The organism is Emticicia sp. GW821-FHT11C11, from assembly GCF_058808615.1.
On sequence record NZ_JBXARV010000002.1, the window covers coordinates 397,825 to 424,419 of the forward strand.

The 26,595-nt window shown below is 40.6% G+C and carries 24 protein-coding genes and 1 pseudogene; 21 read left to right on the top strand and 4 right to left on the bottom strand.

Going from position 1 to position 26,595, the window contains the following annotated elements:
* Positions 1 to 4: 4 nt before the first annotated feature.
* The 13 genes and pseudogenes from ilvB to AC1RRY_RS11620 all read left to right on the top strand — a co-directional run bounded on the left by ilvB (position 5) and on the right by AC1RRY_RS11620 (position 14,632).
* Positions 5 to 1,765: a biosynthetic-type acetolactate synthase large subunit gene (gene ilvB, locus AC1RRY_RS11560; RefSeq protein ID WP_492820673.1), complete on the top strand. Its 1,761-nt coding sequence runs from the start codon at positions 5 to 7 to the stop codon at positions 1,763 to 1,765.
* 188 nt (positions 1,766 to 1,953) lie between these two features.
* Positions 1,954 to 2,493 carry an acetolactate synthase small subunit gene (ilvN, locus tag AC1RRY_RS11565; protein WP_492820671.1) on the top strand — a complete coding sequence of 180 codons (540 nt, stop codon included), beginning with the start codon at positions 1,954 to 1,956 and terminating at the stop codon, positions 2,491 to 2,493.
* A 123-nt stretch (positions 2,494 to 2,616) separates the two neighbouring features.
* Complete coding sequence (ilvC, locus tag AC1RRY_RS11570; protein WP_492820669.1) at positions 2,617 to 3,660, top strand: ketol-acid reductoisomerase; 1,044 nt, start codon at positions 2,617 to 2,619, stop codon at positions 3,658 to 3,660.
* Positions 3,661 to 3,820: 160 nt separating this feature from the next.
* Positions 3,821 to 5,107, top strand: a complete 1,287-nt coding sequence (gene ilvA, locus AC1RRY_RS11575) for a threonine ammonia-lyase (protein WP_492820667.1) — start codon at positions 3,821 to 3,823, stop codon at positions 5,105 to 5,107.
* A 59-nt stretch (positions 5,108 to 5,166) separates the two neighbouring features.
* Complete coding sequence (locus AC1RRY_RS11580; protein ID WP_492820665.1) at positions 5,167 to 7,206, top strand: hypothetical protein; 2,040 nt, start codon at positions 5,167 to 5,169, stop codon at positions 7,204 to 7,206.
* Positions 7,203 to 7,901 carry a WbqC family protein gene (locus AC1RRY_RS11585; protein ID WP_492820663.1) on the top strand — a complete coding sequence of 233 codons (699 nt, stop codon included), beginning with the start codon at positions 7,203 to 7,205 and terminating at the stop codon, positions 7,899 to 7,901. The genes AC1RRY_RS11580 and AC1RRY_RS11585 overlap by 4 nt, the downstream gene beginning before the upstream one ends.
* Before the next feature lie 15 nt (positions 7,902 to 7,916).
* Positions 7,917 to 8,582: an acetyltransferase gene (locus AC1RRY_RS11590; protein WP_492820661.1), complete on the top strand. Its 666-nt coding sequence runs from the start codon at positions 7,917 to 7,919 to the stop codon at positions 8,580 to 8,582.
* 149 nt (positions 8,583 to 8,731) lie between these two features.
* The gene (locus AC1RRY_RS11595) at positions 8,732 to 9,637 is read left to right on the top strand and encodes a class I SAM-dependent methyltransferase (protein WP_492820659.1); all 906 of its coding nucleotides are present in this window, start codon (positions 8,732 to 8,734) and stop codon (positions 9,635 to 9,637) included.
* 39 nt (positions 9,638 to 9,676) lie between these two features.
* A pseudogene (locus tag AC1RRY_RS11600) lies at positions 9,677 to 10,009 on the top strand (endonuclease domain-containing protein); the annotation flags it as partial.
* 6 nt (positions 10,010 to 10,015) lie between these two features.
* A complete protein-coding gene (locus tag AC1RRY_RS11605) occupies positions 10,016 to 10,996 on the top strand; it encodes a glycoside hydrolase family protein (protein WP_492821323.1) in 981 nt (326 codons plus the stop codon).
* Positions 10,997 to 11,086: 90 nt separating this feature from the next.
* On the top strand, positions 11,087 to 11,905 hold the full coding sequence (locus AC1RRY_RS11610) for a phytanoyl-CoA dioxygenase family protein (protein WP_492820657.1): 819 nt from the start codon (positions 11,087 to 11,089) through the stop codon (positions 11,903 to 11,905).
* A 223-nt stretch (positions 11,906 to 12,128) separates the two neighbouring features.
* Positions 12,129 to 12,509 (top strand): FtsL-like putative cell division protein, encoded by a 381-nt coding sequence (locus AC1RRY_RS11615; RefSeq protein WP_492820655.1) that lies wholly within the window; start codon positions 12,129 to 12,131, stop codon positions 12,507 to 12,509.
* 29 nt (positions 12,510 to 12,538) lie between these two features.
* Complete coding sequence (locus tag AC1RRY_RS11620; protein ID WP_492820653.1) at positions 12,539 to 14,632, top strand: penicillin-binding transpeptidase domain-containing protein; 2,094 nt, start codon at positions 12,539 to 12,541, stop codon at positions 14,630 to 14,632.
* 19 nt (positions 14,633 to 14,651) lie between these two features.
* Here the strand turns inward: AC1RRY_RS11620 and AC1RRY_RS11625 are convergent, their stop codons facing one another.
* Complete coding sequence (locus AC1RRY_RS11625; RefSeq protein ID WP_492820651.1) at positions 14,652 to 15,632, bottom strand: YpdA family putative bacillithiol disulfide reductase; 981 nt, start codon at positions 15,630 to 15,632, stop codon at positions 14,652 to 14,654.
* Positions 15,633 to 15,875: 243 nt separating this feature from the next.
* Here AC1RRY_RS11625 and rseP point away from each other — a divergent pair, with 243 nt between their 5' ends.
* The 5 genes from rseP (at position 15,876) to AC1RRY_RS11650 (ending at position 21,554) form a co-directional block, all read left to right on the top strand.
* Entirely contained in the window at positions 15,876 to 17,210 is a 1,335-nt protein-coding gene (gene rseP / locus AC1RRY_RS11630; protein WP_492820649.1) for an RIP metalloprotease RseP, read from the top strand.
* A 50-nt stretch (positions 17,211 to 17,260) separates the two neighbouring features.
* Positions 17,261 to 17,785, top strand: coding sequence for a DUF6702 family protein (locus tag AC1RRY_RS11635; protein WP_492820647.1), 525 nt, complete (start codon positions 17,261 to 17,263; stop codon positions 17,783 to 17,785).
* Between the two features lie 56 nt (positions 17,786 to 17,841).
* The gene (locus AC1RRY_RS11640) at positions 17,842 to 18,744 is read left to right on the top strand and encodes a 3-keto-disaccharide hydrolase (RefSeq protein WP_492820645.1); all 903 of its coding nucleotides are present in this window, start codon (positions 17,842 to 17,844) and stop codon (positions 18,742 to 18,744) included.
* 86 nt (positions 18,745 to 18,830) lie between these two features.
* A complete protein-coding gene (locus AC1RRY_RS11645; RefSeq protein ID WP_492820643.1) occupies positions 18,831 to 20,075 on the top strand; it encodes a porin family protein in 1,245 nt (414 codons plus the stop codon).
* A gap of 234 nt (positions 20,076 to 20,309) precedes the next feature.
* Positions 20,310 to 21,554: a hypothetical protein gene (locus AC1RRY_RS11650; protein ID WP_492820641.1), complete on the top strand. Its 1,245-nt coding sequence runs from the start codon at positions 20,310 to 20,312 to the stop codon at positions 21,552 to 21,554.
* A gap of 16 nt (positions 21,555 to 21,570) precedes the next feature.
* Here the strand turns inward: AC1RRY_RS11650 and AC1RRY_RS11655 are convergent, their stop codons facing one another.
* The gene (locus tag AC1RRY_RS11655) at positions 21,571 to 22,167 is read right to left on the bottom strand and encodes a hypothetical protein (RefSeq protein WP_492820639.1); all 597 of its coding nucleotides are present in this window, start codon (positions 22,165 to 22,167) and stop codon (positions 21,571 to 21,573) included.
* Positions 22,168 to 22,393: 226 nt separating this feature from the next.
* On the opposite strand from AC1RRY_RS11655, the gene AC1RRY_RS11660 reads away from it, so the two are divergent.
* A complete protein-coding gene (locus AC1RRY_RS11660; RefSeq protein ID WP_492820637.1) occupies positions 22,394 to 22,696 on the top strand; it encodes a hypothetical protein in 303 nt (100 codons plus the stop codon).
* A complete protein-coding gene (locus AC1RRY_RS11665; RefSeq protein WP_492820635.1) occupies positions 22,693 to 23,352 on the top strand; it encodes an ATP-binding cassette domain-containing protein in 660 nt (219 codons plus the stop codon). Before AC1RRY_RS11660 ends, AC1RRY_RS11665 begins: the two co-directional genes overlap by 4 nt.
* Before the next feature lie 17 nt (positions 23,353 to 23,369).
* Here the strand turns inward: AC1RRY_RS11665 and AC1RRY_RS11670 are convergent, their stop codons facing one another.
* The gene (locus AC1RRY_RS11670; protein ID WP_492820633.1) at positions 23,370 to 24,059 is read right to left on the bottom strand and encodes an SAM-dependent methyltransferase; all 690 of its coding nucleotides are present in this window, start codon (positions 24,057 to 24,059) and stop codon (positions 23,370 to 23,372) included.
* 77 nt (positions 24,060 to 24,136) lie between these two features.
* Positions 24,137 to 25,414: a DUF5690 family protein gene (locus AC1RRY_RS11675; RefSeq protein ID WP_492820631.1), complete on the bottom strand. Its 1,278-nt coding sequence runs from the start codon at positions 25,412 to 25,414 to the stop codon at positions 24,137 to 24,139.
* A gap of 153 nt (positions 25,415 to 25,567) precedes the next feature.
* Between AC1RRY_RS11675 and AC1RRY_RS11680 the strand changes: the two genes are divergently transcribed.
* Positions 25,568 to 26,551, top strand: a complete 984-nt coding sequence (locus AC1RRY_RS11680) for a pyruvate dehydrogenase complex E1 component subunit beta (RefSeq protein WP_492820629.1) — start codon at positions 25,568 to 25,570, stop codon at positions 26,549 to 26,551.
* The last annotated feature ends 44 nt before the right edge of the window (positions 26,552 to 26,595 follow it).

The following is a 26,595-nucleotide window of genomic DNA, read 5'->3' on the forward strand; positions in this document are numbered from 1 at the left end:
TGATATGGGAAATTTATTAGAAGTAGAAGCAAAACAAGAGGTATTTTCTTTGCCCCTTGAGGAGCCCCAAAAGAGAGATTATCTTACAGGTGCACAAGCCATGATGGAATGCTTGCTGGCCGAAGACGTTGAAACTATTTTCGGATATCCGGGAGGGGCCATCATGCCTACTTACGATGCCCTCTATGATTATATTGATCGAATCAACCACATTCTGGTTCGCCATGAGCAGGGAGCCGGGCATGCGGCACAGGGCTATGCCCGTGTCAGCGGTCGCCCCGGTATTTGTCTGGTAACTTCCGGCCCCGGCGGTACCAATTTGATTACACCCATTGCCGATGCTATTATTGATTGTACACCACTAGTTTGTATAGTAGGGCAAGTAAAAACTTCATTATTAGGTACTGATGCGTTTCAGGAAACAGACATGATTGGCGTAACTACTCCGGTTTGTAAATGGAATTATCAAATCACCAGCCCCGACGAAGTACCCGAAATAATGGCTAAAGCCTTCTACATTGCCCAAGCCGGTAAACCCGGCCCAGTAGTGATAGATTTCACCCGCGATGCTCAGGCCGGTAAAATGACTGAGAAATTCAACTATCAAAAAGTGAATAAGCTGGTTGCGTACCGTCCGCGTATCGTACCTAAACAAGAGCAGATAGAAAAGGCAGTTGAGTTAATTAATAAAGCCAAACGACCTTATATCATATTCGGACACGGCGTATTAATTGCCGATGCCGTACAGGAGCTAAAGGAGTTTATCGAAAAAACAGATATACCATGTGCCAGTACCTTATTAGGTCTTTCAGCGATGCCTATTGACCACCCTAATTATATGGGCTGGCTTGGTATGCATGGCATGTATGCACCTAATGTAATGACCGACCAATGTGATGTACTAATTGCCATAGGTATGCGTTTTGATGATCGTGTAACCGGCGATGCCACTAAATTTGCCAAACAGGCGCGTATTGTTCATATAGAAATTGATCCTTCTGAAATAGAGAAAATAAAGAAAACCGAAGCACCCGTAGTGGGTGATGCCAAAGAAGCACTGAAAATGCTGATGCCTCTGGTTAAGAAAGGTGAGTTTACCGCCTGGAAAAACGAATTCAGAAAACTGGATTCAAAAGAACACCAGAAAGTTACGCTTCGTGATCTTAAGGGCGAAGGTAAAATAAAAATGGCTGAGGCAGTCGCCATGTTATCAGATAAAACGAATGGAGAGGCCTGTATTGTAGTAGACGTGGGCCAGCACCAAATGGTAACGGCACGCTATTATCAGTTCCGTAAGCCTCATTCATTTATAGCATCGGGCGGACTGGGCACAATGGGTTTTGCGATTCCGGCTGCATTCGGAGCGAAAATGGGTGCGCCCGACCGGGAAGTAGTCGGTATCATCGGCGACGGTTGTTTCCAGATGACCATCCAGGAACTGGGCACTATTGCACAGAGCGGCCTGGCTGTTAAAATGATTATCCTGAACAACAATTATCTGGGTATGGTGCGTCAATGGCAACAATTGTTCTTTGATAACCGCTATTCATTTGTTGAATTAAAGAATCCTGACTTCATTACCATAGCCAAAGGATTTGGTATTGAAGGCCATACCTGCTCTGAAAGAGAGCATCTCAGTGAGTCGCTCGACAAGCTACTCAAGTCTGACAAAGCCTACCTTTTGGAAATTCTGGTAGAAAAAGAGGAAAACGTATTCCCGATGGTTCCGGCCGGAACAAGTGTATCTGAAATACGACTAGAGTAGAATTATTGAGTGATTGAGCGAATTAGTGATTTAGTGATCAAATAACCGACATTACAAATAAAATGCTGACCGACATACAATAGATAAGTATATGTCCTTCAGTAAAGTTATTCACTAACTAATTTACGCTTTACGTCTTTGCAATCACTCAATCGCTAATTCACTCAATCACTCAATTAATAATTCTAATGACAACATACACTATTTGCGTATTTACCGAAAACAGTATCGGATTACTCAACAAAATCACAATAATTTTTACCAGACGAAGAATCAACATTGAATCTTTGACTGTCTCTGAAACCGAACGAAAAGGTATCTCCCGCTTCACGATTGTTATTAAACATGACAAAAGAGAAGAAGTTGAAAAACTTGTGCGCCAGATTCGTAAAGTAGTAGAAGTATTAGCCGTTTTCGGTTATCTGAACGAAGATATCGTTTACAATGAAATTGCGCTTTTTAAGATTCCTACACCCATTGACGGCAAGGTGATTGATGTAGAAAACATCAACAAAGTGTACAAAGCCTGGGTAGTTTACTGGGGGCTCGACTATGTTGTTATTGAAAAAACCGGTACGGAAAGAGAAATTTTCGATTTCTTCCGGTATATTAAACCGCATGGCATCATTGAATTTGTGCGCTCCGGAAGAGTAGCCGTTGGTAAAACACCCCAGGGATTAATCGAGTATCTACCCGAAGAAATCACCGAATGGGAGTATTATTTGTAATCTGTCTTGAACTTTGATTTAATGATTACACTGAATGAAATTACTAACGTAAAATAATCACTCATTCACTTCAATCGCTCAATCACAATTAATAAGTAATAACACAAAACAAAAACAATAAAAATGGCAAAGTTAAATTTTGGCGGTGTTGAAGAAGAAGTAGTAACCCGCGAAGAATACCCTCTTGAAAAATCAAGAGAGTTTTTGAAAAAACAAACCATCGCTGTGATAGGCTACGGCGTACAAGGTCCGGGTCAGGCAATGAACATGCGCGACAACGGATTCAACGTAATTGTTGGACAACGTCCAGGCAAAACCTACGACAAAGCAGTTGCTGATGGTTGGGTACCGGGCAAAACTCTTTTCAACATTGAAGACGCACTGAAAAAAGGTACTGTTATCTGTTTCCTTTTGTCTGATGCAGCTCAAATTCAATTATGGCCAACCGTTAAAAAATATCTTAAAAAAGGTAAAACTTTGTATTTCTCGCACGGTTTCGGCATCACTTACAGCAAAAAGACAGGTATCAAACCTCCTAAGAGTGTTGACGTGGTATTGGTGGCCCCTAAAGGCTCAGGTACTTCGCTTCGCCGTCTGTTTGTAGAAGGTAAAGGCTTGAACTCGAGCTTTGCAGTTTATCAGGATGCCTCAGGCAATGCCCGTGAAACAGCCATTGCTATGGGTATCGGTGTAGGTTCAGGATACTTGTTTGAAACTGATTTCTACCGTGAAGTAACATCTGACCTTACCGGCGAAAGAGGTACTTTGATGGGTGCTATTCAAGGTATTTTCGCAGCACAATATGAGATCCTTCGCGAAAACGGTCACTCTCCGTCAGAAGCTTTCAACGAAACCGTAGAAGAGTTAACACAATCGTTGATGCCTTTAGTGGCAGAAAACGGTATGGACTGGATGTACGCCAACTGTTCTACTACTGCACAACGTGGTGCGCTTGACTGGTGGAAACCTTTCCGCGATGCTACCAAACCGGTATTCAAAAAACTATATAATAGCGTAAAAACACAAAAAGAAGCTGCACAATCTATCGAGCGTAACTCTCAACCAGACTACCGTGAGAAATTGGAAGTAGAACTGGCAGAATTACGTGACTCAGAAATGTGGAAGGCCGGTGCTACCGTTCGTAGTTTAAGACCTGAAAGAAACTGATTCCGTTTTTTTACAGAATTAACCAAAATGGATTGAGTAGGTATTTTTTACCTACTCATTTTATTTTTTATTACATTTGGCAAAAATTCAGGTAGGCATTAATACGCCATCTGATAATATACAGTCAATCAAAATTTCAGGTTAAAAACAGATTTAACCAATGACCACCATCAACAAAAAAGTGTCAGAAAAACAACTCATTCTTCCGGATATAGACAATATGTATGTCGCTGCCGAAAGGCTTGAAGACGTAGCTACCCATACGCCATTAATGCACAACCTCAATCTTTCTGAACGTTACGGAGCTAATGTTTATCTGAAACGTGAAGATTTGCAGGTAGTGCGTTCTTATAAAATCAGAGGAGCTTATAACAAAATGGCCAGCCTTTCGAAAGACCAACTGGCCAAAGGTGTAGTGTGCGCCAGTGCGGGCAACCATGCACAGGGGCTTGCTTATGCCTGCAAAAAATTAGGAGTAAAAGGCACTATTTTCATGCCCACCACCACCCCGGCGCAGAAAATAAAACAGGTAGGCATGTTTGGCAAGGAGTTTGTTAAAATAGAACTGGTGGGTGATACCTACGACGACGCCTACTTTGCAGCCAAAAACTTTTGTGAAGAACAGAAAGCCACATTCATACATCCGTTTGATGACCTGCAGGTTATTGAAGGCCAAGGTACTGTAGGGCTTGAAATATTTAAAGATGCCAATTTTAAGATAGACTATCTCATTTTTGCCATTGGCGGTGGTGGTTTGGCTTCAGGAGTTTCGACGGTCTTCAAACAACTGTCGCCCCGTACCAAGCTGATAGCGGTTGAACCGGAAGGCTCTCCTACCATGAAAAAATCGCTGGAAGCTGGCCATGTAGTAACCCTTGACGAAATCAATAAATTTGTAGACGGGGCAGCCGTGAAGAGAGCAGGAGATCTGACTTTTGAAGTCTGCAAACAGAATCTTAACCATGAAATTCTCCTGATTCCGGAAGGAAAAGTTTGCTCTACTATACTGGAACTATATAACGAAGAAGCCATTGTGGCCGAACCTGCCGGAGCATTATCTGTATCTGCCCTTGATTTTCTGAAAGATGAAATAAAAGGTAAAAACGTAGTGTGTATCATCGGAGGAGGCAATAACGACATCACCCGTACAGAAGAAATCAAAGAGCGTTCGTTGCTCTATGAGGGTTTGAAACATTATTTCATCATCCGCTTCCCTCAGCGGGCCGGTGCATTTAAGGAGTTTCTGAACGATGTACTAGGCCCCACAGACGACATCGTATATTTTGAATATTCCAAGAAAACATCCCGTGAACGGGGCCCGGCACTGGTCGGAATCGAGTTAAAACAAAAATCTGATTACCAACCGCTCATTGAACGCTTGAAAGAACACAATATTCCGTTTGAATACATCAACAAAAAGCCTGATTTATTTGAGTTTTTGATATGACCGTAGGACGGAATGGCATTCAGTCTTACCTTTGTACTTAACGTAACCACCGTTATTGAATGTATTGGATATTTCTATTCCTGTTTCTTGGTTTTGTATGGCAAATCCATCGAAACTCAGTACACATCTCTGAAAGCCTGAGCGATTATGGTCTGAAATTCTTCCTTGGTCTGGTTTTATGTATCATTCCTTCAGGGTTCCTGTTGTCACCGCTCAATTTGATTAATCAGCCTTTAGGATGGGGCATAAGCATAAATGTAATTGCCTTTTTGTTCTATATTCTGTTTCGCCAGGTTACCAATCCGCAGCAATTTTCTCTTTCAAATGGTATTCAACAGTTCAGAACAAAAGCAATTCTGGCCTGGCAGGGTCAATCCCTGATCAATCAGATTTCACTGGGCATTTTGTTTCTGGCAGTTTTTGTTACGGCTGTTATTAACGTTATCTTTTTTTTGGTTACTGTTCCTAACGAATGGGACAGCATGACAGGCCACCTGGTAAAATGTGCGCTTTATCTTCAAAACGGTAACATGGACCGGCTGCAAGGTACAACCTGGACGATAGATTTTTATCCCAACTCTCTGCCAACATTACAGATATTCTTTTATCACTTATTAGGAGAAAAAGGCTTTAAACTGATTCATTATTTATCTTATTGGATTTTCGCCCTTTCAAGTTATGGCATAGCGCTTAAAGTCTCTAAAAATTTTACCGCATCTATTTTTACCGGGCTGGTAACACTTCTGCTACCCATAGCCCTCGTACAGGCCTCTACTACCGAAACAGATATTGTTTTAACCGCATATCTGGGTATTCTGGTCTATTTATTATTCAGCTTCAAACAGAAGCCTACTCCTCTTAATATCATTCTGATAAGTTTGATATCTGGAGTCTGGATAGGCCATAAGGTTACTTTTTTACTGATTGCTCCTGCTGCGTTTGCGGTAGCTGTATATACGGTTTTAGTAAAAAAGGAATTCTATAAAAATATCAACTTGTTTTTAATAAGCTTTATGTTGAGTGTTGCTATCTATGTGTTACCAACGGGCTATATTGGTAACATAAAGGAAGTAGGCAGGTTTAGCTTAGGGAGCCTATCAGCACCACCAATTGTAATGAAATGGCATGGGGTTGAAGACTACAGCACCCGGGCAAAAATTAAAAATACCGTACTGAATATTACCCGTTATTCTTCCGACTTTCTGAATCTGGACGGTTTACGTAGTATGCCTGCCGGTAAGAAAGTTAATGACGCATTCAGGATTATTCCTGATAAATTTTTCAGAAAGCTCAGTGTTGAAGGCGAAAAATTTACGGTAGTTTCATATTTTTCTTTTGACCACCCCATCAGATTTTACATTGAGCGCCCCTACTGGGGAATCATTGGCTTTGGCATGGTGCTTCCGGTTGCAATCTTAGTATTCTATGGTTTTGTGCGTCGATATAAACCAGCTACGGCAACCGAAAAAAGCATACTTGCGCTGGTTGTTGCTGCCCTACTCCATTTTTTATCATTAAGTTACTCTGCTCCTTATGATCCTATCAAGTCAAGGTACTTTCTGAATATGGCTGTTTGGTGTATGCCTCTGCTGGTTACATTTTATTCACTAGCCGAAAAGAAAAAAATCTGGGAGTACTGGCAGTTGTTTTGTTGTGTTTTAATAGGCGTTTCAGCTGTTGGCTCAATACTATTCACACGTATCCATCCGGTGTTCGAACAAAAGAATATTTTCAATATGTCGCGTATGGAACAATTGACCGTTGCGCGTCCTGACATTTACCCGGCTTACCAGAAGTTTGACGAAATAGTACCTAAAAATGCCATAGTTGCTTTAGGTACGCAACAGGAACACGAAGATTTTGAGTATCCGCTTTGGGGAAAAGAATTTAAGCGCAGGTTAATTCCCATTCATCCGTTCAGAAGCAGAGTAAAGCCTGTTCCGGCTGAGGCCGAATATCTGTTTTATTCTGAAGGCGTAATTCCATACGAGACAGGTGATATTGAATTGAGCAAAAAAGATGCAAATGACGATACCCCCGTAAAAGAAAGTGCCTTTTTTTTAAGAAAATTAAACCCGAAAAATACTGATAAACGATGACTATTGGAATCATGCAACCATACATTTTTCCATACATTGGTTACTTTCAATTAATCAATGCCGTTGATAAGTTCATCGTTTATGACGATGTGGCTTATATTAATAAAGGCTGGATTAACCGCAACAATATACTTATTAGCGGCAAAGCTTCACTTTTTACATTGCCACTCATTAGTGCAAGCCAGAATCGTCTGATACGAGACATCGAAATCGATAACCTGTCGGGCTGGGCCAAAAAGTTTTCAAGAACAATTGAGCAGTCTTATAAAAAGGCGCCGTACTATAATCAGACTTTCGAAATTCTAACCAAAGTGTTCGAATCAAACCCACTCAATATAGCCGAACTTTGTACCACTGGTTTAAAAGAAATATGTAATTATCTCAGCATAAATACTGAATTTATTCATAGTTCCGTTGTATATAATAATCAGCATCTGAAAGGCCAGGAACGTATTCTTGATATATGCCAGCAGGAAAAAGCTAATCATTACATTAACCCAATTGGTGGAATGGCGATCTATGATAAGCAACTTTTTGCTGATAATAAAATCTTACTTAATTTTATCAAATCGAAGCCAATTCAATACGATCAATTCAAAAATGAATTTGTTCCCTGGCTTTCAATGATAGACATCCTGATGTTTTGCTCTATTGATGCAATACACCAATATTTAAAAGAATTTGAGTTGGTATAAAATAAAGACACCAAAATGGCAAAAGTAGTAGTTTTCGGCACCGAACTAGTGGCAGAATTAGCCCATTATTATCTCACAAATGACTCAGAGCATGAAATTGTAGCCTTTACAAAAAACAGAGAATACATAAAAGAAGGTGAAACAACTTTTTGTGGTATTCAACTAGTGGCTTTTGAAGATGTCCCTACGTTATTCCCACCTTCAGAATACAAATTCTTTGCACCATTGAGTGAGCGTAAAATGAATCAAATTCGTGCCAAAATCTACGGTGAAATAAAAGCCCTCGGCTACGAATGTATTTCTTACATCAGTTCGAAAGCCACAGTTTTAACGGACCAGATTGGTGAAAACTGCTTTATTCTGGAAGATAATACCATTCAACCATTTGTAAAAATCGGTAACAATGTAGTGTTGTGGAGCGGCAACCATATTGGCCATCATGGTGAAATCAAAGATCATGTTTATTTTACTTCACACGTTGTGCTGTCTGGAAGATGTGTGGTGGGCGAGTATTCGTTCTTCGGTGTTAACGCCACGATCCGAGACGGCTGCACTTTAGGTGAAGGTACATTAATTGCCATGGGAGCCAATCTTACAAAGACCAAAACAGAACCCTGGAGTATCTGGAAAGGGAATCCGGCGATAAAGGCAGAGGTTTCCAGTAAGGATATTAATTTGTAGAGGCGACAGACACTCTTAGGAAATTTACATATTCCCTATACCGTTAGGTCTTTGTCAAATAAACCACCCAATAGAATAAACCGTTGTTTTATGGTTTTTTCATCAAAAATTTTAAACTTTGACGCTTTAACTTTAGATTATATTTTACGATGACTCCATTTTTTGACCAGCTTATTTGTCCGAAAACCAGAACTAAACTTGTTCTATCAGCCGATGGTAAAACTCTTCATAATACCTCTCAGGAAGAACCTTTTTCTTATGACATAAACAACATTGTAGATTTAGTGTATCCCAAAGAACTCTTCGAACAGGACCGCAAAGAACAAGTTGCGTATAATGATGCTCATATGCGGTATGACCGTGGTGTTTCATGGGTATTTCAATCCTTACATGCCAATGAAACAGCGACCAGAAAACTCATGATCGGCTTATTAAAGCTGAAACCGGGTATGCGGGTATTAGAAGTAGGTGCAGGTACCGGAAAAGACTCAGCGTATATAATAGATAAAATCACCCCAGGTGGCCATGCCGTATTATCTGATCTTTCGCCCGCTATGCTCGGCCATGCCAAAGAAAAGTTTGCAGATAAAAAAGATGTGACGATTGACTATTTTATAGGTAATGGCTCTTATCTGCCTTTTGAAGACAACTTCTTTGATGCGGTTTTTCATTTTGGAGGTATCAATACATTTGCCGAAAGAGCCAAAGCATTCGAAGAGTTTAACCGCGTTGTAAAAGTGGGTGGAAGAGTTGTTGTTGGCGACGAAAGCGTTGGCGCCTGGTTGAGAGACCAGAAAACCTATCAGATTCTGATGGACGCCAATCCGATGTTTGCAGATCAGGTACCTCTGCAGGATCTGCCTAAAAATGTGAAGGATGTAAAATTACAATGGATTTTCGGTAACGGTTATTACGTGCTTGAGTTTAAGAAAACAAAAAAAGCGCCAACAGTAAACGTGAACCTTCAGATACCCGGTAAAGATTTTAAAGATAATTGGCGTATTAGGGCAGAAAAAAATAGGAAAAAGCCCCTAACCCCTAAAGGGGGAGTTTAAAGCAGAATGCAATTGATTACATAAGATATGAAGGATAATATGTTTTATGGGTCAGGGAACATTATCTTTGAAAGGGCCGCAAAGTTAAGGGCGAATCCTACACCAATGGAACAACACTTGTGGCATTTTCTGTCAAAAAGTCAATTAGGATTGCGTTTCAAAAGACAGCATCCTATTGGTAATTACATTGCCGATTTTTATTGCCACTCAATCAGGCTTGTTATTGAAATTGATGGAAGTATTCATAACAATGAAGAACAAAAATTAATAGATAAAGAAAAAGACGAGTTTTATCGATCGGTCGGGATTACCGTGCTAAGATTTACCAATGAAGTTTTAAATAATTCCACCGAACAAATACTAAATAAAATCAAACAAATGTTAGCTAACGAAAATAAAAGCACCCCTTTAGGGGCGGGGGGGCAAGTTTGGCAAAAAAAAGGAGTAATATATAAACCTGACGGAACACTGGCACATAGCCGCTCGCATGCACAGGTTCCGTATGCGTATAAACATGATGATTTCCTTAGAGTTTATTTTTCATCAAGAGATGATCACGGACAATCCCGTCCTACGTTTATTGATGTAGATTATGACGATCCTACGAAGATTCTCTATGTACACGATACCTTCGTTCTCGATTTGGGTGGGCCAGGTGAATATGACGAAACCGGGGCAATGCCTTCATGGTTTGTACCGCAATCAAATGGTGACATCTGGCTATACTATACCGGCTGGAATCGCACGCACAATTCATATCGTTTGTCTATGGGCCTGTCAGTAAGTACTGACGGAGGATTAACTTTCAAGAAGATGTTCCGTGGACCAATTATGGATCGTTCTATCCATAACCCTATTTGGGCTGCGCAACCATCTGTAATGTACGCTAATGGCCGTTGGATGATGTGGTATATATCAGGTCAAAAATGCGAATATATCCACGGTTATCCTGAACCTTATTATGATTGCCGTGTAGCTGTATCTGAAGACGGCATCAAATGGGAGTCAACCGGAGATGTGGCCCTACCTTTTGATGATTTCCTTCATGCGGTGGGCCGCCCAAGTGTATTTTTTGAAGATAACATCTTCAAAATGTATTATTCGTATCGCCATACCCGCGACTACCGCACCGACCGTAACCAAAGCTATCGCCTGGGTTATGCAGAGTCGAAAGACGGATTTAAATGGGAGCGTAAAGATCAGCTGGTAGGCATCCATAAATCTGACAACCCTGAAGATTTTGATTACCAGATGATAGATTATGCTTATTGTTACGAACACAAAAACAAGAAATATTTGTTATATAATGGCAACGGTTTCGGAACAGCCGGATTTGGCTATGCTGTTCGTGAAAAGTAATGATTTACAGATAACTATCATTCTACATATTGCTGTGGCGCGTAACTCGTCATTTTATTTATTGTTTGATGATCTTAAGTTGTAGTAACCATGAAAGACCAATTCTATAAAGAGGGCTATATTATTATAAAGAATTTTTTCAACAAGGAAGAAATCAACAATATATACACCGAAGCCCGTAAATTATTTGCGATACAAATCGAAAGAGTACTTGGCAAAAAAGTAGAAATAGACCACAAGGATGACTTCGAGCATGCTATGTTCGATTTATTTAAAGCAGATTTTGATGTTTTTGTCAATACAGGCAAACAGGTGCAACACCTTATTTCGTTGCACAGACTCGGAACAGACCCTAGAATTATCGATTTATTGAAGTCGATAGGTTATGATTCCCCGATTATTGGTGTTCGTCCGGCCATGCAATTTAATAGTCGATATTTATCTAAGGAGGGCAGCCACTGGAGAATGGGTGCGCATCAAGATTGGCGTACAGGACAAGGCTCACTTGATAGCATCGTAATGTGGTTTCCGTTAGTAGATTGTGATGAAGCGCTGGGCTCTCTTCAGATTTTGCCTGCCAGCCATAAAGTTGGACTTCTAAAAGCCGATGCTTCAGGCTATTTAGGAAGTATACGGGAAAATCTACCTGAAAAACAATACATTCAAACCGAATTTGAAGCAGGTGACTTGTTGGTTTTCTCGGCATTTCTGGTGCATCGTTCAGGAGAAAACGTTACCAGAAACATCCGTTGGTCAGTGCAATTCCGCTATAACAATATAGCCGAGGACACCTTTCAGGAAAGGGGTTTCCCGATGCCTTACATATACAAACCTGAAGACGGTCTGATAACGCCAAATTTCCCTGAAAAACAGCATCTGGAAGCTTTCTTTCTTAGATTAGAATCATAGCCTGAGAAAATCGCATTTATGCACAATCATTTCTCTACTTACAATTAAAAGAATACTCATAAAAAATCGTTCTCTGAAAAAGAACGATTTTTTTATTGCCTTATCGGAATACCCTCGTTAGGTTTCACAAAAAACTAATCATCTCTTTCAAAAAGTTATGATATAATTCATACATTTGTTTTACAATCGTGCTTTAATAATAAACTTATAAACATCTACCGGAATGGCAACCAATACCTTTCGCCACCGTCCTGCTCCTTCTGTGTCCAAAGCTCCTGCCAGGGTCGGTCTGTTTGAGACCATCAACAGCTGGCTTAAAAAAAGGCTGCATTTAGGTGATGCTCTTCCTACCGAAACACTCAAGCGCATTATATGGCTGGGAGCACTGGGTATTTTCTATATCTATATTCAGCACAGTTACGAAGGTTTCATCAAAAAAATTGAGAAAACCCGTTTCGATATGGAAGAAAGACGAGCCGAGTATATCTCGCAAAAATCGCGTTATATGTTTGCAAGCAAGCAGTCGGAGATAGCAAAAAAGCTAACCGATAAAGGCCTTGAAGAAAACATTACGCCTCCGAATAAAATAGTTGTAAAAGAATAATAGCCAGATTACAATCTTATAATAAACTCATGTCAGCTAAGCCCTCTATCCGTGAAGAAATTCAGTGGCGAGCCAAACTTACCTTTGGGTTAGTATTTCTGATAGGCACATCAATAGCCGCTCAGATATTTATTGTACAGAATTTTCAGAAGAAAAAATGGATGGACAAAGTTGCCAAAGTGCAACGCAAGCCCATGCAGATAAAAGCTACGCGTGGCAACATATATGCAGCCGACGGTAGCAGTCTTTTGGCAACGTCGGTGCCACGCTACAGAGTTGGGCTCGACGTTACCCGGGCCAAGTCTAAATATCTTGACACGCAACTGGATTCTTTAACTTATTTACTGTCTGGTTTTTTTCGTGACCGAACCCCTAATCAATACAAAGAACTCATACTTAATGCCCGTAAAGGCCGAAAAGTACATTTTGTGGTGCTGGGCGACCGCTTGGTAGATTTTCCGGAAATGGAGGAAATCAAGAAATTTCCGTTTTTCCGTGAAGGAGCCATGAAAGGCGGTGGTAAATTTGAACAATTAAACCGACGGGTAATGCCCTTTGATGACATGGCATTGCGGTCTATCGGCAAACTTGATCGCAATACACAAACCAAAGGAGATTTCGGAATCGAATTCAGTTTTAATAATTATCTGGCCGGAAGAGACGGCGTAGGGCTTTTCCAGCGCCTGGCCGGAGGTGTCTGGAAGCCTTTAGAAGATTCTCCGGAAGTCCGTCCGGAAGCCGGACAGGACGTAGTCACCACAATTGATATCAATTTTCAGGATATCGTTGAAAGTTCGCTACGGAATCAGGTTATAAGCACCAATGCCAAATACGGTTCTGCAATTGTAATGGAAGTCGCCACAGGGCAGATCAAGGCTATCACCAACCTGTCGCGCAGAACCAAAGACGACCAGACTTATTATATCGAAGACTTCAATTATGCGGTTAAAGGAGGCACAGATCCCGGTTCTACTTTTAAACTGGCGTCAATGGTAGCTATTCTTGAAAAAAGCCACTTGAATATGGATGATTTTGCCGGCACCTGCGAGGGCTCAATCATGCATAATAACATCGAAATGAAATGCGCCGAAAAACATGGCAGCCAGACCGTAAGACAAGTGTTTGAGCATTCATGTAATATTGGTATTTACAATCTGGTAAAAAAATACTTCGGGTTTTCGAAAGCCAATGATTTTGTAAGCTATCTGAGCAATTTCAGACTTGACAAGCCTGTTGATTTTCAGCTGAAAGGTGAAACAGACCCTATCATTAAAAACAGTAAAAGTTCTACTTTCAGCTCTACTACCATACCCTGGATGGCCATTGGTTATGAAAGCCGCCTGACACCGCTGCAAATGCTTACTTTTTATAATGCTATTGCCAATCGCGGGCGCTGGGTGCAACCTTATATAGTAAAAGAGATACGAGAAGCTGATAGAATTGTTGAAAAATTTGAAGGTAGAAAAGAAGGGCAGATTTGCTCAGACCTCACCGTTAGAATGGTGCATGAAATGATGAAAGGAGTAGTTGAAAACGGAACAGCCCAAAACATCAATACAGGTTTTTGTAAGGTAGCAGGTAAAACCGGCACCTCGCAGAAACGAGAAAATGGATACGTGCAGGGGCAGTATTATACGGCATTTATTGGTTTTTTTCCGGCCGATAACCCCAGATACAGCTGTGCTGTAATTATTGATGAGCCACAGGGAAGTAATCTTTATGCGCGTGATGTAGCCGCTCCGGTGTTCCGCACCATTGCTGATAAAATCTTTGCTTATGACGTAGCTATGCACCCTGCTAAAAACAAGAATGCCAATGTGCAGAAAATTGAAGCCCACGAGCAAAGCGGTTATGCAGAAGATTTCAGAGCAGTAGGTGAAACGTTAGGCCTGACAAACGTACCTGCCAACGCCGGTTGGACAAAAGCAGTGAAAAAAGGTAGCAGCATAGTCTGGAGTAAAATAAACGAAAATGAAGATGTACCCAATGTTGCCGGCATGACCCTGCGAGATGCCATCTATCTGCTAGAAAACAAAGGTTTTCAGGTACAATATTCAGGGTTGGGGAAAGTCACCGATTTTGCCATTGTAGAACCAAAAGTAATCTCTTTAGTATTGCAATGAATATATCCGGACCCCTGCGCTAAACAGGGGTCTGAATAATCTTCTGAATGATTTTTTCGGCATGTACCCTGGAGTTTTCTATAAACAGACTATGGGTATCCATTCCACCACAAATCACCCCTGCCAGATACACATTTTTCAGGTTGGTTTCCATCGTGTCATCATTGTATTCAGGCTTCCTGATTTCATTAGCTGACAGATTAATGCCGATCTTATTCAGGAACGCCAGATTGGGCTGATACCCCGTCATCGAAATCACCCAGTCATTTTCAATAGTAACAATACCCTCAGGCGTTTTTATGTCTACCTCATACTCACGTATTGCGGTAATTTCCGAATTAAAAAAAGCCTTGACGGAGCCCTCTTTAATTCTGTTTTCAATATCAGGTTTAGCCCAGTATTTTACTCTCCTGCCTATTTCATCTTTTCGGATAACCATGGTTACGTCTGCCCCTTTGCGCCAGGTTTCCAGAGCAGCATCTACAGCCGAGTTATTCGCCCCAACCACCAACACTTTTTGAAACGCATAAAAATGAGGGTCTTTATAGTAATGCGTTACCTTTGGCAGTTCCTCTCCTTTCACTCCCAATTTTTGCGGAATATCATAAAAGCCGGAAGCAATAATTATGTGGTCGGTCTCGTAAGTATTTTTCTTACTTATTATCAGATAGGTTTCGCTCTCTTTAGCACGTATTACTTCCTGCACCTCTTCAAACAATTGGATATGAAGATGCTTATGGGCCACCACCCTTCTGTAATACTCCAAGGCCTCGTTTCTGGTTGGCTTAGCGTTGTTAGATACAAAAGGCACCTCTCCTATTTCTAATCTTTCAGAAGTACTGAAAAAAGTCATATTGGCCGGGTAGTTGTATAAAGAATTAACCAGACACCCTTTTTCCAGAATCAGGTATTTCAGACCTGCTTTCTGTGCTTCCAAACCACAAGCTAACCCGATCGGGCCGCCACCTATAATAATTAAATCGTACTTTAATGGGTTCATCAATGGTAAGTAAAATATTGATACAATCTGTTTCTTTAACAAAGTTTTAATTAAAAAACGTTCTTTTCATTAATAAGTATGCTAATTTTGAGTGTATTTTCGTTACTACAGGCATGGTTTGAAAGGTATACCTATGTATTTAACGGAATGGGAACCTATCAACCTAACATTTACGTTTGCAAAAAAGGATATTTTAAGGCCGGATAACCTATATATTATCTTTAAAATTTATAAAATTTTCTAATGGCAGTATTAACAATGATTGGGCAACTTTTGCTTGCCCTGACAATTCTGGTCGGATTGCATGAGTTTGGACACTTCATCTTCGCTCGTATTTTTGGTATTAGAGTAAATAAATTCTATATATTTTTCGACTTCCTCTTTCCGCTTCCTAATGTGCTGAATTTTGCCTTATGGAAAAAGAAAAAAGGTGACACCGAATATGGCCTGGGCTGGTTTCCTCTGGGTGGTTATGTAGACATTGCCGGTATGATTGACGAAACAAAAGACGCCTCTCAGCTTTCGGCAGTGCCCGAGCCGCATGAGTTTCGTTCGAAACCTGCCTGGCAGCGTTTATTTGTAATGCTGGGTGGTATTATTGTGAATGTCATTCTGGGTATATTGATTTTCTGGGGCGTGAAATACGTATGGGGCGATGAATACTACTCAAAAGCAGAAGTAAACAAACTGGGCATATATGCACATCCATTGGCGCAGGAAATTGGTCTGAAAACAGGCGACAAAATCATCAAAATAAATAATGAGGATTATAGCGACTTTAGTGAAGCACGTGCTGCGCTGATGCAGGAAAACACCTATTTTACGATTGACAGAGCCGGAGAAAGTAAAGAGATCCCGGTTCCGAATGAATTGATAGATAAAGTAGCTACAAAAGTACCTTTTATTGAGCCTATCATGCCATTTACAGTCGGAAAGGTGATGAAAGACTCACCTGCAGAACTGGCCGGATTGAAAGAGGGTGACCGGATTGTGAAAATAGACAGTACGCCTGTAACTTTTTTCCAGCAATTCCAGAATGAGCTGAAAAAAGTACCCGGTAAAAAAGTGGAACTGACAGTAGAGAGAAACAAGCAATTGGTAAAACTGACGCCTACGGTTTCAAAGGAATCTACACTTGGTTTCGGCGCATTATCTAGCCTTGAAGCAAGTACTCAGAAATATAATTTTGGCGAAGCATTCGGTGAAGGTGCAAAAGAAGCCTTATCGGTTATCCCAAATCAGATCAAAGGTTTCAGCCGGATTTTCAAGGGACACATCTCGGCCGGCAATGCAGTAAGTGGCCCTGTAGGCCTTGCGCAATGGTTTGGCGGATATTGGGACTGGGAGAGATTCTGGGGTTTAACAGGCCTGCTGTCAATGGGCTTAGCGTTTATGAATGCCCTGCCGATTCCGGCCTTAGATGGTGGACACGTACTCGTATTATTATACGAAATGATTACCCGCCGCAAACCATCAGAGAAATTTATGGAGCGTACCCAACAGGTAGGCACATTTATTTTGTTAACACTAATGGTACTTGTGCTCTTCAACGATACTTTCAAGGCATTGTTTAAATAAATCATTCGACCCGGGTAGCTATCTGTCCGGATTTTCTTTCATTTATACACATGCATTTATTTTTACACTTCATACTTTCAGTATCCCTTCTTATTTTTCCGGCAGAACTGCCTAAAGCCGGAGAACACAGGTCTATCCATGCATTTCATACTTCACTTACCGAAATACAATACAATGCCAGAGAAAAGTCGCTGGAGGTAACTATCCGTATGTTTACTGATGACCTCGAAAATGCACTGACAAAACTCAATAATGGTCAGAAGGTAATGATTGGAGGCAAAAATGATAATAGTGACGCCCTGCTGAGTAAATATGTTCAACAACACTTTGCGATTATAACACCTCAGAAGCAGAAAAAAGCCATACAATATTTAGGCAAAGAGCCTGAAGGCGATGCTACCTGGGTGTATGTAGAAATACCCGAAGGCCAGTTATTAAAGGATCACGTACTTTATAATGACCTGCTGCAGGAACTGTTTGATGACCAGACAAACCTGGTCAATTTCTTCTACAGTAACAATAAAAAAACATTTCTCTTCAACTCGAAGGTCAAGAGTGCGGCCATTGAGTTTTGATTTTTCGGGCAGACTTTAATACCTTTAAGGAATCAACCTTATCTGTATTAATCATAATGAAAAATCCACTTCTACTTGTAGCAGTTCTTGCTACGCTCTGTTTCTCTGTACAAGCTCAAAAAAATAGCCAGAAAAAAGAAGACTGGCTGCAACTGTTTAATGGTAAAGACCTGAGCGGTTGGGATATTAAAATTGCCGGTCAGGAACTGAATGATAACTACAAAAACACATTCAGAGTAAAAGACGGTATACTACAGATTGCTTACGATGAATACCAGGAATTCGACGGGAAATTCGGACACCTCTACTACAACAAGCCTTTTTCTTATTACAAGCTACGGTTTGAGTATCGTTTCGTTGGAAATCAAACAAAAGGTGGGGCTTCATGGAATGTCCGCAACAGTGGTGTCATGCTGCACTCGCAATCGGCTGCCAGTTTGTCAAAAGGACAGGACTTCCCCGTTTCTCTTGAACTCCAGCTCCTGGGAGGTTTAGGCAAAGGTGAGCGACATACCGCCAACCTTTGTACACCCGGCACGCAGGTGTACATCAATGGTAAACTGAATACGCAACACTGCATTGATTCCTGGTCTAAAACCTATCACGGCGACCAATGGGTAACCGTAGAAGCACTTGTACTAGGCGACTCACTGATTCAGCATCTGATTTACAATCAGGTAGTTTTTGCTTTTGAAAAGCCGGAAGTTGGCGGTGGGTTTGTAAGCAAAGACTACAGTTGGAAAGATGCCCACGTTGACGATGCTGCCGCTCAGGAATGGATAAAAAAAGATGGCTCACCTCTTACTGAAGGTTATATTACCCTGCAAGCTGAAAGCCACCCGATAGAATTCAGAAAAGTAGAATTATTGAACCTGAAAGGCTGCATGGATCCTAAAGCACTTAATTTCAAGTCATATTATCTTAAAGCTGATAATTCTTTGTGTAAGTACAGCAAATAATCAATTGATTAAGTTTTCTTACTTAACTTAGGTGTCGAGAAAAGATTCATTATTACCATTATCTGATTAACTAACCATTATTAAAAATGAAAGTCAGACTTGCTATTGTTTTCTTTATCGCCATAAGCACTAATATTGGCCTGGCACAAAAAAACTTTATAAAAGCCCGAATCATAAACGGCGATAAAGATACCCTTAGCGGATATATTAATTATAAAGAATGGATTAAAAGTCCAGATCAGATTTCGTTTAAAGAAAACCCTGGCCAACCTGCCGTTACACAAAATACCCACCAGATAGCAGGGTTTATTATTGAAGAAAATAATGAAGTTTATCATTCATTAAACTTTGTGGTTGAGAATCTCCCCAGAACCAGCAATAAGATTGTGTATTCCCATATGAAAGAATACACCAATCGTATCAAAAAATTGGATTCGGTGAGTGCCTTTGTAAGGGTTCTGTCTGAGGGAAAGGCAACACTCTATCATTATGTCAATAAGGATTCTGAACCCTATTTTCTGCTAAAGAAAGACGAAAAGCTAACTGTACTGGTATATCACATAGTTGAAACCAAACATTACTCTGCCAGTTTCAGAGAATATCGCTCTCAATTGTCAACGCTGTTAAGTGACGCCTGCAAAAGAATGGCACCATATAACGCAGATTACTATATTGGCCCCATGCGCAAACTGATCGACAGCTACAATGAATGTTTCACTGGAGCAGTAAAAACGTTTTTGCCACAAAAGGATAATGGTCGGTGGGAATATGGAATAATGGTCGGAGCCGGATATACAAAAATGAACCATTCTATGGCTACGTCTTACCGAAACATTAATGTGAATGGTGAAGCACATATAACTCCTGTCGGAGGGGCATTTCTGAATTATGTTTTTGCCAGAGGACGAGGTCGATTTGCTTTACTAAATGAATTACATACATATCAATTTAAAAGCAAGGCCTTCTATGACGACGAATACTATCATTATAATATGCATTATATGGGTCTACAGCACCTTTTCAGATATGTTATTTATGTAGGCCAACCGTCCGTTTATGCACTGCTAGGACTCTCTTATGCCACTATAGTAAAACAAAACAGCACCATTGAGCGAAGAGACGGCTCTATACAAGACTTTGTGCTATTGCCCTGGGCTGTCAGGAACGACGAGCAAAGAGGCATTTTAGGATTAGGAATCAGTAAAAAAAGATTAATGATAGAGGCCAGATACTATAGAGGAAATGGCTTTAGTGCGGGTATAAGTTCGGCTACTTCTAACGCCAGACTCGATTTAATGTTAAAGTGGAATTTTGGCAAATTGTCTGATTAATTTTTGTTTTGCTCTTTCTGACCAATAATTGGGAAACCTATCTGTTTTTATAACTATACACAATTTGCTCTTTATTGGTTACGTATAATCATACATGCCTAAGTATATAATTATCAGCTATTTAGTTGCTGGAATATAAAATTTTACGTTTATTCGCTAATCAATAATTTTTGTTCGGACTTGAAATAACGATTAAGTTATTTCAATATCTTTGAATAAGAGAATGCCGGATTTATGAGAGCTACATTACTAACCACACTCTCGTTTATTTTTATTGCCGGACTTTGTTTTGGTCAAAGGAATTTTATCAAAGGGAAGTTAATTACGCTCAATAAAGATACTCTGAGTGGGTATATTGATTACAAAGAATGGATTAAGAGTCCACTAGAGATTTTTTTCAAGAGAGAAATCAATCAACCCAGTTTTGTCTATGGCAGCACTGAGTTGAGCGGTTTTATTATTGACTTCAACCAGGAAACCTATACTTCACTAAGTTTTTTAATAGAAAAACTTCCACGAAACGGCAACAAAGAGATGTTCCCAAGCCTGGGGGCATACGCTAATCGTAATAAAAGACTGATTCAGAAAAATGCTTTTGTCAGAGTGCTGGCCTCGGGCAAAGCCATGTTATATCATTTTGTAGACAAAGATTCTGAAGAACATTTTTTAGTTAAAAACGGCGACAAAACCGAGCCGTTGATTTACCATATTATTGAAACTGAAAACCAGACGGCCAAACTGAAGCAATATCAGATGCAATTAGATGAAGTGCTGACTGACGCATGTAAAAAACTTCCGATTCAGAGTACAGATTATTATGCCCGAGACATCAAAAAACTGATTGACAGTTATAACGAATGCTTCAGGATTATCATTAAACCGGAAATGGCTCTTAACAGCCATGGCAAATGGGAATATGGTGCTATTGCAGGGGCCGGATATTCGCGCATCATGCATATTATTTCTACTTCAACACCGCCCAACTATATCTATATCAAAGGCAATGGCAGCATTACGCCCGCAGGAGGGGCATTTCTGAATTACGTATTTGCCCGTGGTAGAGGCAAGTTTGCCATTGTAAACGAAATTCATACCTATGCATTGAAAAGTTCAGCAACCGATGCCGGAAGTCGCTTCCATTACGATATCCGGTACCTGGGCCTTCAGAATTTATTCAGATATACCTTTTATGTCGGCACTCCGTCTATTTACGTGTTGGGTGGCATATCCAATGCGCTCATTGTCAACGACAGAAGCTTTGTTGAAGATATAGACCGTGGCAAATCTGAACTCATTAGTGGATTCGACCGTAAAACCGAGCAGGGTTTAATTGCCGGCATCGGTATGAGTAACAAAAGACTGATGCTGGAAGGGCGCGGGTGCTGGGGCAACGGTTTTTCTGCCGATGTTTTAAGCAGCGCACCTACCAATAGATTTGAGTTACTGGCCAAATGGAATTTCGGGCATGTCCGCCACTGATTGATGATTGCTAAACTTATACCAATAAGCCGTCTGTCAGGCTCTTCCATTGCATTTTGCTGGCACCCAGAATTCCGCCGAAAGCCACAAACGTATTTCTGATTTTATCCACCAGCCCCACACCTTCAATGTTTGGTTTCTCGTTTCTGCCATGCACTTCTGCCTTTAGCTTCATTTCTTTTCGCTTTACAATAAAAGTACTCGTGGCCGAATCGTCAAAAAAATGGGCTGTTCCTTCTGACTCCTGCTTCTGAGGATTGGCAGATGGCCGCACAGTTATGGAAATAAATTCCTCATGAACATTCTCATCTTCCACAATATCTTCGATTCTTACCCAGTCAAATCCATCTCCCGACTGATTAAGTGGCCCCGGTATGTCAATTCTGATAAAATCTCCAATGGCCGGCAATCGTTCTATCTGCTCGGCTCTGGTATCAAATAAAGTGAATACCAGCTTGTCGGTACCGATTACCTCGTGCCAATGGTTAATAGCCAAAAGCCTTTGTTTCGCAATCTGAAAATGTGCTTTTGCCTGTTTCTCTGTAGATAAAGTCTCTTCTGATATGGTATCGTACGAAGCCCCCTCTCTCTGTGCGGGAATAGTAGTTTTCATAGTATGCTTAAAAATTTAAAAATCTCAGATTCAGCTATTGGTCAATATCTGAACCATTAAATTCAAAAACTTATGCCAGCTTCAATAATCTTATGGCCGGTTTAGCAGATGCACGCTTGCATCACTTAAATAATGTTAAATAATGCCTTGTGTTCCCGGGTATGCTTTGATATATATTCATTATAGCCGACTTTTAATTGACAAAACAAAGTCTCGATAGCACACCATGCGTAAAATACAAATACAAGCCTTGTGGATCTACTATAAAAACATCTCTCCATTTACTCTGATGGTCAGTTTGGGTCTCTTATATACCTTTTATCAGTTTAAGGATGGACAATCACTTTTTGTTTTTTCTAAAACCATAACATTGGTTTTAACGGCTATTCTGCTCAGGTTTTTTTATAAAACTGATGAATTTCCATTTTATGAAAACCTGGGTATCAAACAGAATTCTCTTATACTTCGGACTTTACTTTTCGATTGGCTGGTTTTTATTACAGGTTTAAAACTGATTGCGTTGCTATGACAAAAAATCTACTGGAGGCTGACAGCATTTATCTGGAATTCGGTACGCGGAGCATTCTTTCTGATGTATATGTAAGCGCAGAAACCGGAAAAGTAACCGGATTTTTAGGTCGCAATGGTTGCGGTAAAAGCAGTCTGATGAAAATTATCTTCGGCTCTATGAAAGGTAATTTTCAGTCGGTACGTATCAACGGCCAATACAAGCCAACTTTATTATCATTGCCGGGGCTTATCAGGTATCTGCCACAAAAGGCATTTATACCAAAGCAGCTGACCATTGAAAAAATATGTGCATTGTTTCAGGTCTCTTTCGCAGACATTGCAGCAGAATTCCCGGTTTTGGATAAATACAAAAATCAGAAGATAGGTTCGCTTTCGGGCGGAGAAATCCGTCTGCTGGAAACGATGATTATATTGAAATCGGAGGTTGAATTTATAATTCTTGACGAGCCATTCTCTTACCTCATGCCATTGCATGTAGAAAAACTGAAAGAAATTATCAACCGGGAAAAGCTGAAAAAAGGAATCATCATCACAGACCACCTATACAGGCATATTATGGAGATAAGCGATAATCTATACCTGATTCGTGGAGGAAAAACGCATAAAATACATACCGATGACGACCTACTAAGGCACGGGTATATCACTGAATAATTACTGGTGGGTATTCTCTAAATGATTAGGAAAATGGTAGGTTTTTTATGCAAATCAGGTTTTTGCTTCTTCCACTCTTTCACCGACATGGTTTTAATCAGTTCATCTTCAGCAGTGATATTGGCGGCAATGCAAAGCAATGTTTCAGCGTTCAGGTTTTGCAGGGCATCATCTAGCAGCTGATTGTTTCTGTAGGGTGTCTCCATAAAAATCTGGGTTTGGTTCTTACTTTTAGCTGTTTGTTCCAGATTTTTCAGGGCTTTGACTTTGGCTGCTTTTTCAATGGGTAAATATCCATGAAACACAAAACTTTGCCCGTTGAATCCGGAACCCATTAATGCCAGCAAAATAGAACTCGGCCCTACCAATGGTGTCACTTTATACGCCAGCTGATGCGCAAATCCAACCGCTACCGCACCGGGGTCAGCAATACCCGGGCATCCTGCTTCACTGATAATACCCGCATCGCCTTTCAGTTTTCTCAATTGTGCCAGTGTCTGATCCTGCGGTGTGTCCTTATTCAACTCGTAAAAGGTAAGTTCATCAATCACTTTACCGATTTTCAGACTACTGATAAAACGACGGGCACTGCGGACATCTTCAACGAAAAAAATATTCAGCTGTTTAATTACTTCAACAACCTGAGGCGCCAATACATTATTCTGTGTGTCAGGCGCTAATATGGTTGGTATTAAAAAAATGGTCATGTTAGTATTACGAGTCGTGGTGAAATCAGGCGAATACCCTTTAGCGTATACCTATGTCGTTAGTTTTATATCTTCACCTATTTCTTACGAGTTATAAAATCGTGATAGGCATTCAGCTTCCACATTGACAGGGCTATCAAAACAATATAAACAACCGATACCGTATAAGACAGATAGATAAAGAACTCATGGTAATTAATGCTCTTCTGAAAAAAGTTCTTATACAAAAGCACCAGAATACTACCCAGATAGGCATAATAATCGGCAAAGGTAATCATAAAGCCAACAGTACCCGATCTCTTGAAAGCCGCTATCATCCGTTCAAAATACAAGCTGTTACACATAGCATAAGCCATGTAAAGGCCAAGTCCCAGAAGTGTAAGCCAAGAAACCGGTGACAAGACTCCCCGTTGATAAAGTAAAGTACTCACCCCTATTAAAGCGCCTCCCAAAAGCATCAGTACTTGTATGATAACAAATGCTTTGTAATTATTCTGCACCCAGCGCATGGCAGCCATTATCAGTAACACAACAATGGCTATCGGCACTTCGGTTTGGGTAAAAATGGCCGAATTATTTCCATACCCCAGGGTTTTCCATATCTCCGGAGCAAAGTTATCACGAAACTCACGGAAAGTAGTCAGTAAAATATAAGAAACAACAAAAATGGTAAGGCTTAACATAAACTCTTTAACAAACGCTTTCCTATCAGACCTCTGCATGGGTTTCCGTTCAGACCTGCTCTGCTTATCGGCGGTATCCGGTGGAGGTATCTGTCCCATTAACCATACACAAAAGCCAAAGGGTAACAGCATAATGGCACAAGCTACAAAAGGCATCCAGAACTCGCTTATACTTAATGATGTCATCACCCATTTGCCTATACTCTTGGCAAACCCCGAACCCAAAATAAAAGAAGCAGTAAGCACCGCAACCAGTAAATCGGTTACCCGCCTGCCCTCCAGAAAACCCAGCATAATGCCATACACCATACCTAAAGGCAAACTAGCCAGAAAAATAAAAAAGAGATTATAAGGAGCCGGAACCAAAGCAAAAAACAAATAACAAACCCATGATACCAGAATAATCAGAATAAGATTCCTTGCCCTGTTTGCAGGCTGCATCTCTGAAACATACTTAATACCAAGCCCTTTAGATACCGCAAAGCCTAACACCTGTGCTATAATGATAAGTATCTTATAATGAATACCAAAGAAGAACAGTTCGTCGTAAGTAGCGGCCGTATATGCCCTTCTGAACGGATAAAAACACAGATAAGTAAAAAAGGCTGCCAAAGAAGCAAACCACGTAAAAGCCCACGGATTAGCAGCTAAATATGCTTTCAATTTTTGCATGAGGTATGAAGTGTAGGGTGAATCAGGGGGCTTCTCTGATATGCACAGAAAAGATTAATGAAATTTTCATTGATGTATACCTATGCAAATTTGAGAATTCCGATTGAATTCCCTAATTTTACATCAAAAAATAAGCTTTTATTCTAAGCCAAAATGAGAGAGATACAATTTAGAGAAGCCCTGCGCGAAGCCCTTTCAGAAGAGATGAGACGTGATGAGAACGTTTTTCTGATGGGTGAAGAAGTAGCCGAATACAACGGTGCATATAAAGTAAGCCAAGGAATGTTAGATGAATTTGGCGCTAAACGTGTGATTGACACCCCTATTGCCGAGCTTGGTTTTGCTGGTATTGGTGTAGGTGCAGCCGCCAACGGATTACGCCCGGTTATAGAGTTCATGACTTTTAACTTTTCTTTGGTAGCTATTGACCAGATCATTAACTCTGCTGCCAAAATAATGGCCATGTCAGCCGGACAATACACTTGTCCGATTGTATTTCGTGGACCAACCGGTAATGCCGGACAATTGGGAGCACAACACTCACAAAACTTTGAAAACTGGTTTGCCAATACTCCGGGTTTGAAAGTAGTAGTGCCTCATAGCCCGTATGATGCCAAAGGTCTGTTGAAATCATCCATCAGAGACAACGATCCTGTTATTTTCATGGAGTCGGAAGTAATGTATGGCGACAAAGGAGAGGTGCCTGAGGAAGAATACCTGATTCCACTTGGCAAAGCTAATGTGCTTCGTGAAGGCTCTGATGTAACCATCGTTTCGTTCGGAAAGATGATTCCAAGAGTTGTATTACCAGCCATTGCCGAATTGGAGAAAGAAGGTATCAAAGCTGAATTGATTGACTTACGTACCGTAAGACCTATCGATTACGCTACCGTTGTTAATTCAGTGAAGAAAACCAACCGTTGTATAGTAGTAGAAGAAGCCTGGCCTTTGGCAGCTATTTCTTCTGAAATTACTTATCATTTACAACGCTACGCTTTCGATTATCTGGATGCTCCGGTTATTCGTGTCAACAATATGGATATACCGTTGCATTATGCTCCTACATTGATCGAAGTTACGTTACCAAACGTAAAACGTACGATTGATGCCGTGAAGAGCGTGTTGTACAAAAAATAAGATTATTACTACAGTGCAGAAATATTGATAAACCCCGGAGCAAT